Origin of the sequence: Synechococcus sp. H60.1, assembly GCF_047462335.1 — a bacterium.
GTDB lineage: Bacteria > Cyanobacteriota > Cyanobacteriia > Thermostichales > Thermostichaceae > Thermostichus.
The window spans coordinates 1-9,465 of the sequence record NZ_JANSJA010000142.1 but is presented as its reverse complement, the minus strand read 5'-3'; the positions used below and the strand labels follow the sequence as shown (position 1 = coordinate 9,465).

Sequence of the window (9,465 nt, the reverse complement as noted above, 5' to 3'; positions counted from 1 at the left end):
CCCTGGACTAACTCAAAAAACTTGCTGTCTGCGCTTGTAACAACGATAGTTGAGTTCATGACTTTCGCATCTCCTCTCTTTTCAAGAGTCCACTCCTAAGCTCTGCGCAGATAGCAGAGGGATCCTCTTTGACCAGCTATGATCTCCCCCTGCCAGATCATGTGAGAAGGATCCAGCATCTGGTCAATCTGCTTGCGGTTCTGCTCCGAGCCAAACTCCACATAGATGACCTTGACGTCTTTGAGCCATGGCTCCAAACTAGCCAACACCTCTACCCCTTGTCCACCTATAGCCACCCTGAGCACATCGATGCGCTGCAGACCTAGCTCCTGCAGGGTTGCCTTGGCTTCCCGAAAGACCAACACCTGCTCCACTCCCCACTCTGTTTGAGAGTCTTCTGGCCAGAGACGACGAGTCTTGAGGCTATTCTGCTCTGCTAGGCCCACTGGATGCACATGGCAGTTGCCCAAACTCAGAGCATTCTGCTGCAGCAGGTGTAAGGCCAAGGGATCCACCTCAAAACAGTGAATGGCCGCCTGCGGATGAAATGTTCGGAAGCAGGCGCTCGCTACCCCTACTCCGGCTCCGACATCCACCACCACCTTAACCTCTGGAAGTAAGGAAGCAGTTGGCTCGTAAAGCCGGCTGAGGTTGGCGACTGTCTCCTCATACTCAACGCCTTCGTACCCTCGTAGCCAGGCTGACGGAGCAGAACTGTCCTTTTGGATTAAGTCAATGAGAAAAGTTTCTGTGATTCTTTCTGCATTGGCAAAGACGAGCTGATGATCTTCTCCTAAGACAAAGGCAAAGTTGGCTTTGAGGGGCTGCTTCAGTCTCTGGAGATCCTCAACCGTGCACACAGCCACATCAAACACTGGCCAGCTTGCTGGTTCTCCTGTTAGCTCATGCACCCGCTCAGCCACGCCCCTCTGCTGCAAGAGAGCACAGGGATCCACAAAGCTCCCTTCCCCATACAGCTCCAGCCGCGGCAAGTCCAGCAAATCAGCAGCAATCACCCCAGGACAGCCGCGGCTGAGAAACACCTTGAGCCGCTCTTGCACCCGATGCAGCTCTTGCACAGGCTCATACACAGCCAGGCGGGTGTCTATCAGGTGAGAGTTAGCCGTGCTGACAAAGTGACGCACCTCGAAACGAGGCGAGTAGCGGAAGGGTTCGGGCAGCTCTCCGCCAAACACCCAGTCCAGCAGATTCTGGATGCGGTGGCGGGGGTGCCACTGTTTGTCGAAGGCTTGGTAGGCACGGCGGGCAATCTCGATGGCTTCTTGTGGATGGTCGAGGTAGTAGCGAACCTTTTCCAAAAGTTCGTCTTCGGAGTCGTAGGTGTCGCAGTAGGTTCCTGGCACCAGCAGCTCGTTGAAGCCCGAGGCAAAAGAAAGACGGTCTGTCAACAAAAAGCCACCTGCTGAGATCACTTCCAGGTTGCGGAGATTGAGATCCGCATTTTGGCTACAGTTAAACGAAATCAGCGAGTTGGCAAAGCGTTCGGCTGCTTCTATGCGATTGGCAGCTTTGATGAGGATAGGCAAACCCGCTTCCTTCAAAGCCTGCACAAGTCGGGAGCGTCTGGGGTGCCGAGAGCCTTGCTGGCCAATGAAGACAATTTGGTTTTCTCTCGCTTCTACCCACTCGTGGGTGGATAGGGCGCATGGAGATAAGGGGCAGCCAGGCCAGGTTTTCCAAGCCTGCTGCAGCAAACCAGTGCAGGTGCTGGCGGTTGTAGGCGGTGGCCACGTAGTCAAAGCCTTCGGTAGCCCAGTAGGCTAGGAGGTGATTAATGGGGAACTCCCAATGGTGAGTATCGCCAGCCAGTAAGACGGTTGGGCAGCTAAACTTTTTGGTGTTGAAAGGATTACTGGAGTCGAAGCTAGAAGTCCAAACAGCAACTAAGTCAAACTCCTTATCTGCAATCTGCTCAGATTGCTGTACAAAGTCGTAGAGGTCATAATCTCCTTCTGGGCACTCCACTAGGCCGCCGGTGAAGTTGACAAAGCCTAACCCAAATCCCTTTGCTCTTGCCTTGGGACAGAGGGTTACCTGCCGGTCTGAAAGCAGAGGGGGCGGGATGTAGTCGGGTGGAGCTGGCCAGTTGAGAAGAATACGCGGAGCTGCGGCCTTGGTACCCTTCATTTTTTGATTCTTCGCTCGGGCAGTCCGTAGGAGCTTAGCAGTCCTAGGTTTATGAAACGGTTATAAAGCCAGCTCTACTCCTCAGGGATCCGTCAAAGCCCTTGTTTAGGCCGCCCCTGCAGCTTTCTAGAGCTGGATCGATAACTGGCAACCCTAGCTTGCCCTGGAAGTCAGGCTAAAGAAGAAGGGATCCCTTGACCCTCTATTGGGATAGGCCATGGGCAGCCCCGCCGTTGATAGACCGGATTTGGCTGGCCTACCTACCCAAGCGGCCACCTGCCGAGGTCAAGTAGGAGCAGCGACGGGCAGAGCACCTGGCACAAAAGCTGCGGGAACTAGGGGTGAATCCGGGTACATTAGGCTAGAGAGAACGGAACGCCAGGGATCCCTTCCATGCAGTGCCAAGACCTTACTCAGGAGCTTGCTTCCGACCTGGAGCAAGTCGGGAGTCTCGCTCAGCTATTGGACTGGGCTCTAGGTCGCATGCCTGAACAGCAGATCTTTTGTCAGATCGGCTGGGAAGACTCAGGAGCTGGGCTAGAGGCAATGCTTCGCCATCCTGAAAAACTAGCAGTAATTCTACGGGATCCGCTCCAGAATTCTTCTAAAAAATTGCCCAGCGCGGAAGATCTCCAAGCCCAGATCCTTCGGCTAGGGTTAGAAGAACGGGTTCTGCTGCTAGAAGGATCCATCCCCGCTCTTCTGGCAGATTTGGGGGAAGGGTTTCCCGATGCCCGAATTGGCGTTTGCTTCTGGGCGGAGCTTGTTGACTATCGCACCCATTTGCTCCAGTCCCTGCTTCTGCGGGATTACCTGGCTGAGCCGGCCCTGTACTTGGTCGATCACTGCCGCTACGGATCCCTTGCCCAATCGACCTTAGATTTGATGGGGGTGGATCCCGCTTTTCATCTGCAAAAAGCTTTTCCCAAGCTCAGCCAAGGGATCCATCTCTTGAGCTGGGATCCCCAACACAGAGCTTTAACTGAGCAAGATTTGGCTTACATCCGGGAACTCGGCCCAGGGTTGTTGCTGAATGCCAACCCAGTATCCCTCACGTTTTCTCAGCCAGATCCGCCGGAGCAGCCCCGGTTCTATCCTTGTAAGTACGTTAAGCTAGATAACTTCCTACCAGCTGAAGTCAACCAGGCCATCTTGCAGCATGCCATTGCTCACCAAGATAAGTTTATCCCTGCGAGAAGCTATAGCCAAAGCAACACTGAGGCTGACTCTCTCAAGTTTCGGCGCTCCCTAAGGCTAGATTTGGCTTACTTTCAGGAGTATGGATCCCTGCTGAGGGAGAAGATTGCTAGGGTTGCTCCTCAAATCTTTGTGGAGCTAGGCATCGAGAACTTCGATATCCAAATCTTCGAGATGGAGATGATTGCTAGCTATGATGGCTGCTACTTTACTCCCCATACCGATAATTCCTATCCCCAGACAGCCTTTCGTCAGGTAAGCTGTGTGTACTACTTTCACAAAGAGCCCAAGCCCTACCGAGGGGGTGAGCTGCGTATTTACGATACTCAAAGGCAGAAGCCCCATCCGCCAATTCTCCATGGAACCTATGATGAGGTGATTCCAACTAACAACAGCATCGTCTTCTTCCCTAGCAGTTGCCTGCACGAAATCCTGCCTGTGTTTAGTCCCAGTCAAGCCCTTGCCGATAGCCGCTTCACCATCAACACTTGGTTAGGAACCAAGCAACTTGCCTAAAGGCTCGAATTCAATATGGCCAAAGTCTGTATTGTTACCACCTCGCCATCGGGATCGCCCACATCTATATCTTCTTTGACGATCCGGAGGATCCTGCTGCTCAGATAGCGCTTAGATTCTCCGACGTAACAGCTATTCCCAATGACGAAGCTTTGCAAGTCCAGCAAGCGCTAGGCAATATCCTCTATGCAAAATATGGCCCTCATGTCAGCTACGAGGTCATGGCCCGCCAGATTTTAAATGTGGAAACTGCTATACAGATTGCCCTTGAGCAAGGCATGGATTGGATCATTCACATTGATGGAGATGAGCTCTTCTACCTCGGCGAGGCACTTACCTTGGATTGGTTTGACCAGCTAGGTAGCGACATACTTCAGGTTCGCTTCTTAAACTACGAGGCAGCCCCCGAAAAGTTTGAGATTGAAGATTACTTTCGCGAAGTTACTCTGTTCAAGCAAAACCCTGCTGTTTTAGATCCCAACTTTTATATTAAGTTTGAGAGTATCTCTGGCAAGGGCCAATACTTTTTAGCCTATCAAAATGGGAAATCAGCAGCTCGGATTTATCCTAATCTTTTGCCCAACAGCGTACATAGTTTTGACATTCCAGAGGAGCATACCCTAGTCACCTCATCTCCCGCTGTTTTGCACTACTTGAATTGCGGCTTCCAGAACTACTACAAGAAGTACGCTCAACTGGGAAACTTTCCCGACTACTGGTGGCGCTCAAAGTCTAATCCCATTCGAGTTCCCTTCCACTTGGCCTCAAGGGATGCATACTGTTCAGGAGATGTCAACCAAATGGTGGCTCTTTACCAAAAGTTTGTACTCTACAGCAACTCTATGATTAACCAGAGCTTGATAGAAGAGGGTATCCTCACCCGCATCTGCTATCCTTCCCAGTTGCTAGCGACTGTGCTTGCCCCCTGAAAATCTCAGGTTGTCTCAGAGGACTAAAAAAAGCTCCCCAAAGGGAGCCAAGCAAACAGTGGAACCTGCAGAAACTATTGAAACACGTTGCAGCTCTTGCCTACAAAAGTGTCGAGAGCAGCTACAGCTGCCTCCTCATCTCCTAGGCCAATGGTGCATTGAATGCGGCTACCCGAGGAAGTGACATATGCTGTTGCACTTGAAAGCGCAGTCGTGTCCCAACGGACGCCCTGCCGGTCGCTATTACTTGCCACTGGTGTTTGGTAGTTAGGTGCACTCCAGGGGTCGTTCAGGTATTTGCCCTGGTTAGGCCCAGGAGCTTGGATCCTAGAGTAGGCATCCGGGTAAATACTGGTGTCCAGCCGATAGACTTCAGAAGCCCGCCCTACTGCAGTGAGAGCAGCTTGAGCCTCGGCCGTGCGGGAGCGGCGCACTTGGTTCAGGAATTGAGGGATCGCCACCGCGGACAGCACGCCCACAATCACGATCACCACCAGCAGTTCGATCAGGGTGAAGCCCTTGGCTTGGGAGAGAAGTTGCTGAGCCAGCTTGGCCCGCAACAGAGACTGACGAGACTTCGCGCTCATGGTCCTCGATCCTCAGTTACTAGAGAGTTACTTGGGCAGGTTACCTGCCAGTCTTAACCTACCCAGCCTGAGGGCCATTCATAACAGCCTGTCCCCAAGCAAAATTGCGGATCTTTGGGGGGGTGGCTCCAGAAAGGTTCCGTAGTCATGGCAGATTAAGACCAGCGCTCTCCTTTCGGCCCATGAACCTCGCCCTACAAGCTCGGATCCTGGAAGGCAAGCAACTGCTGCAGCAATCGCCGGCTGTCTTTGCAGAATGGCTGGCGGCTTTCTACCCACAGCAAGATCCAGAGGCATGGCGAGAGTTCTTGTGGGGACTCTTTGACCTTGGGGTGCCTTCGCCGTCTGGAGAAGCTTTCCCAGCTGACCGGGTAGCGACTACCCTTGCGGCGCTGGAGCAAGTTTTGATTTCGGGCCGCCTAGACCTTGCCTACCAGGTCTACACGTCGCTGGTCAAGGCCGGGATCCTGCCATCGGAGAAGGTGATAGAGCTATTGCTGTCTTTGGCAGGCCGTCTGGAAAATACGCCCACCCGGGATCCCCAGCAGCGTTTGCGGATCTGCCTGAAGCTGCGGGAGATGGCTTTTGAGTTGGATCCACACCAGCGGGATAACACCCAAGTTCTGCTGTTGCGGGCCTTGCAAGCTCAAGACGAGCTGGCCGTCGGCTTCTACGGGCAGGCCCTGGTGGAGCATTTGGCCAGTCTGGGAGATGAGGAGACCATAGACATTACCCAGGAGTCGCTCCTAACCGAACTCCTTATTCGGCTATGGGATGACGGCTACCTGGATCTGTTTTTCGAAGTGGCCACAGCTCTACAAGCTCATCTCCTAGAGAGTCAGAAATCCGGCTTTGCCGCTCTCCTAGCTCAGCTAGCCCAGGCGGCAGCTCCGGAGCAAGCCAAGCGCTATCAAGGTTTGTGGACAATAGAAGACTTGATCGGCGACTTCTTTCAGAGGGCAGCTCGTGCCCTCTTTGGAGACTCTACTAGCGACGCTTATTCCATCTTGGGAGAAGCGCTTCTTGCGGCAGCCGCAAGCCCCCAGGCAGAGGAAAACTTCTCGCTGTGCCTATCTCTTCTCTCAGAATCTTTGGAAAAGCTGATCCACGCTGCTCGGCCAGACAGGGTGAGCTTTGTCATTCAGAAAATTATGGATTTACTCACCTCAAGTTCTATTGACCTAGAGTCTCTAAAAGTAAATGAAGAAAATATGCTTGAGAGCTTAACCGTCGCCAAAGCTATTCTCTTTCGAGTCTGCTTTTGTTGGAGCTATCTAACAGATGATCGATCTCTAATTCGTCGTTACCAGCAGCTTGCTGGCAGGATTTTTAACGATTGCCTCAGCCTCATGGCCTCCCAGCGCGATTTCCTGTGGTCAGAGTATTGGAAAAGAAATCAGCAAGATTACCAAACAGTCAGTGGAGAAAGCCGTAAACTTCGAGTTGGTTTCCTGGGCAGCTGTTTTCAGCGACACTCAGTAGGCTTCCTCAGCGAAGCCATTTTGAGAAACTTATCCCGTGATGTATTGGATATTTGTTACTACTACTACCAGGGCTGGAAAACCGAGGAAATGGCCAGCCGCGACAACATGTATCGGAAGTTTCGATCCCAGGAGAGCCTTCATTTTCGCTTCTTCTCTGAAGGAGTTAGTGCTCCTCAAGTGGCCGCCCAAGCTCGCGAGGATCATATCGATATCATGGTTTTCATGGACTCTATCACCAGCCACGACGCCAATATCGTAGCAGCTCTGCGGGCTGCCCCTATCCAAATTGGCTGGCTAGGGGGAGATGCTGTCGGCTTGCCTGAGTTTGATTACTTCTTTGCTGATCCTTATATTCTTCCCGAAGATGCGCAGGCTGATTACCACGAAGAAATTATCCGCCTACCAAGCTATTGTGCAGTTGACCATCTGGACGTTATCCCGGCCGATGAGGTGGACTTCAAAAGTAAGTTAAGAATAGGCCCAAGAGATGTTGTTCTCCTTACTGCGGCCAATGCCTACAAGCGAACTGACGACTGTATCAATGCTCATTTGCAAATTCTAAAAGCCATTCCCAACGGAATTCTCATTGTCAAAGGCTCAGGGGAAATTGCCACAGTGGTTAGACGCTACCAAGAGAAGTCTAAAGAGCTAGGCGTCTTAGACCGTGTCCGCTTTCTGGCCAAAGCTGGGAGTGTGGAAGAGCATCGTGGCCAACTGGGTTTAGTTGACTTAGTTCTAGACACTTTCCCTTACACAGGTGCAACCCACACCATGGAAGCCCTTTATATGGGTGTGCCAGTTCTTACCCTGGTAGGCCGCCATTACTATGGCCGCATGAGCTACAGTCTGCTGAAAAATATCGGTCTAGAAGAGTGCATCACCTGGTCGGTAGAAGAGTTTATCCAACGTGGGATCCAACTGGGCAACAATCCGGAGCAACTCAACCGAATTAAAAAGCAAATCAAAGATTCTCGCCGCTGGTCGATAATTTGGGATCCGCGTGAGCATGCCCGCAGCATGGAAGCTGCCTTCTTCCACATTCTGGAAGGCAAACCTCATGAGACCTATGTCTTTCACCCCAACGACTTGTACTCCAGCCCAGACGAATGGAATCAAGCGGGGATCCAGCTCATTCGTTCCCTAGGCGCCGATGCTTCCGTTGCAACGCGCCAATCCACCTGGGAAGAAGCGCTGTCTCTCTGGCGAAGGGGCTTGGCAAGGGATCCCTATCATGTCCCCTGTTGGCTAAACCGAATCCATGCCCTATTGGTATTGGGAGATCGTTCTCGCGCTTTTGAGGATGCCTATGCTCTACTGGAGTTTTTGTGTACGGAAGCCCAGGATCTGCAACCTTCCCAGTTGACAGATGTTCCCATTTGGGTTCAAAGCGAAGGTTTTTCGGATCCCGCTGCTTCTACAAAACATACCTACCTATACTATTTAGCTAAGTGGATGGCCGCCCACATTGGGGTTGTATATAGCCCAGGAGCCATGAGGTTTTGGAACCTGACTTATTCTATAAACCCAGATGACACACAGGCAGCCTTGGCGGTGGGAGTTGAGCTCCTCTCGCAGAGAAAGATAGAAGGACTAGTGCCAATCAACCGCGTGCTCAGTCTCGATCCAAACCATCAACTAGCAGGTCTAGTCAAGCAAATTGCGATGTGGGAAGTTGTACACCAAGTGCGCACATCTTCTTTGCCTGGCCAGCCGGATCTTTATCTCGACTACGAAAATTGTAGGCTTTCACTAGAACCTTCATTCTCAAGTATCGTGACCCGAGTCCTACTTACCCAAGGGGAGTGGTTTGAGGAAGAAGTGGATTTCTGCCGTCACTTCCTAAAAGCAGGCATGAATGTTATTGATGTGGGCGCTAATGTTGGGGTGTACACTTTTCTTGCTGCACGCCGAGTCGGCCCGGCAGGCAGTGTGATTGCAGTTGAGCCGACACCTTCCTGCATTCAACACCTGCAAAAGACAATCAGTGCTAACTCCCTAGACAATATTGTTTCCCTTGTTGAGTCTGCTGCTGGAGACCATGAGGGTACCGTCCAATTTCAGGAAGAAAGGGCTACCGTATTTAACTCCATCAGTGCTTCAGGGCCAGTGTCAGAACAAAGATCAAGAGATGAAAAAGTAGTAAGTCTTACTACTTTGGATTCTATCTGGCGCTCGCAGGGAAAGTCGCAAGTTGATCTCATCAAGATCGACGCAGAAGGCGCCGAAGAGCAGGTCATATCCGGTGCGCTAGAGTTGGTTGCTGCCACCCAGCCTATTGTTATTTTTGAGAATATCAGCGGTTCTAAAGTTACGGGATCTGCTACCGCGAAGATCCTGGAGTCGCTAGGATATGGGTTTTATACCTACAACCGTTTCCTGAATAAACTCACCAAAGTTAAGCCCCAGCAATATCCAGTTTCCGCCTTAAATATCATCGCAATCCACCCCTCAAGCTTGGAAAAAGTGGCAGATATGATACCAGCCTAGACTTACCAAATTCCTTGAAGAAGCAAGCCTTGAGCAAAATTAACTAACCCGAAGAACGCAGCGACTCCATCAACTGCTGGGGCGTCATCTGCTCGTAGGGCTCGAAGGGCTGGTGGA

The 9,465-nt window shown here is 51.8% G+C and carries 5 protein-coding genes; 3 read left to right on the top strand and 2 right to left on the bottom strand.

Annotation, left to right across the window (positions count from 1 at the left end; all coding sequences use genetic code 11):
* Window positions 1–95 precede the first annotated feature (95 nt).
* On the bottom strand, window positions 96–1,571 hold the full coding sequence (locus NW852_RS07480; RefSeq protein ID WP_414426605.1) for a glycosyltransferase: 1,476 nt from the start codon (window positions 1,569–1,571) through the stop codon (window positions 96–98).
* A 1,060-nt stretch (window positions 1,572–2,631) separates the two neighbouring features.
* On the opposite strand from NW852_RS07480, the gene NW852_RS07475 reads away from it, so the two are divergent.
* A complete protein-coding gene (locus NW852_RS07475) occupies window positions 2,632–3,861 on the top strand; it encodes a 2OG-Fe(II) oxygenase (RefSeq protein WP_414398858.1) in 1,230 nt (409 codons plus the stop codon).
* Window positions 3,834–4,790 (top strand): glycosyltransferase family 2 protein, encoded by a 957-nt coding sequence (locus NW852_RS07470; protein ID WP_414365987.1) that lies wholly within the window; start codon window positions 3,834–3,836, stop codon window positions 4,788–4,790. The genes NW852_RS07475 and NW852_RS07470 overlap by 28 nt, the downstream gene beginning before the upstream one ends.
* A gap of 74 nt (window positions 4,791–4,864) precedes the next feature.
* Here NW852_RS07470 and NW852_RS07465 read toward each other — a convergent pair whose 3' ends face one another.
* On the bottom strand, window positions 4,865–5,377 hold the full coding sequence (locus NW852_RS07465) for a type IV pilin protein (RefSeq protein WP_414365988.1): 513 nt from the start codon (window positions 5,375–5,377) through the stop codon (window positions 4,865–4,867).
* Window positions 5,378–5,559: 182 nt separating this feature from the next.
* Between NW852_RS07465 and NW852_RS07460 the strand changes: the two genes are divergently transcribed.
* On the top strand, window positions 5,560–9,348 hold the full coding sequence (locus NW852_RS07460) for an FkbM family methyltransferase (protein WP_414365989.1): 3,789 nt from the start codon (window positions 5,560–5,562) through the stop codon (window positions 9,346–9,348).
* Window positions 9,349–9,465 lie beyond the last annotated feature (117 nt).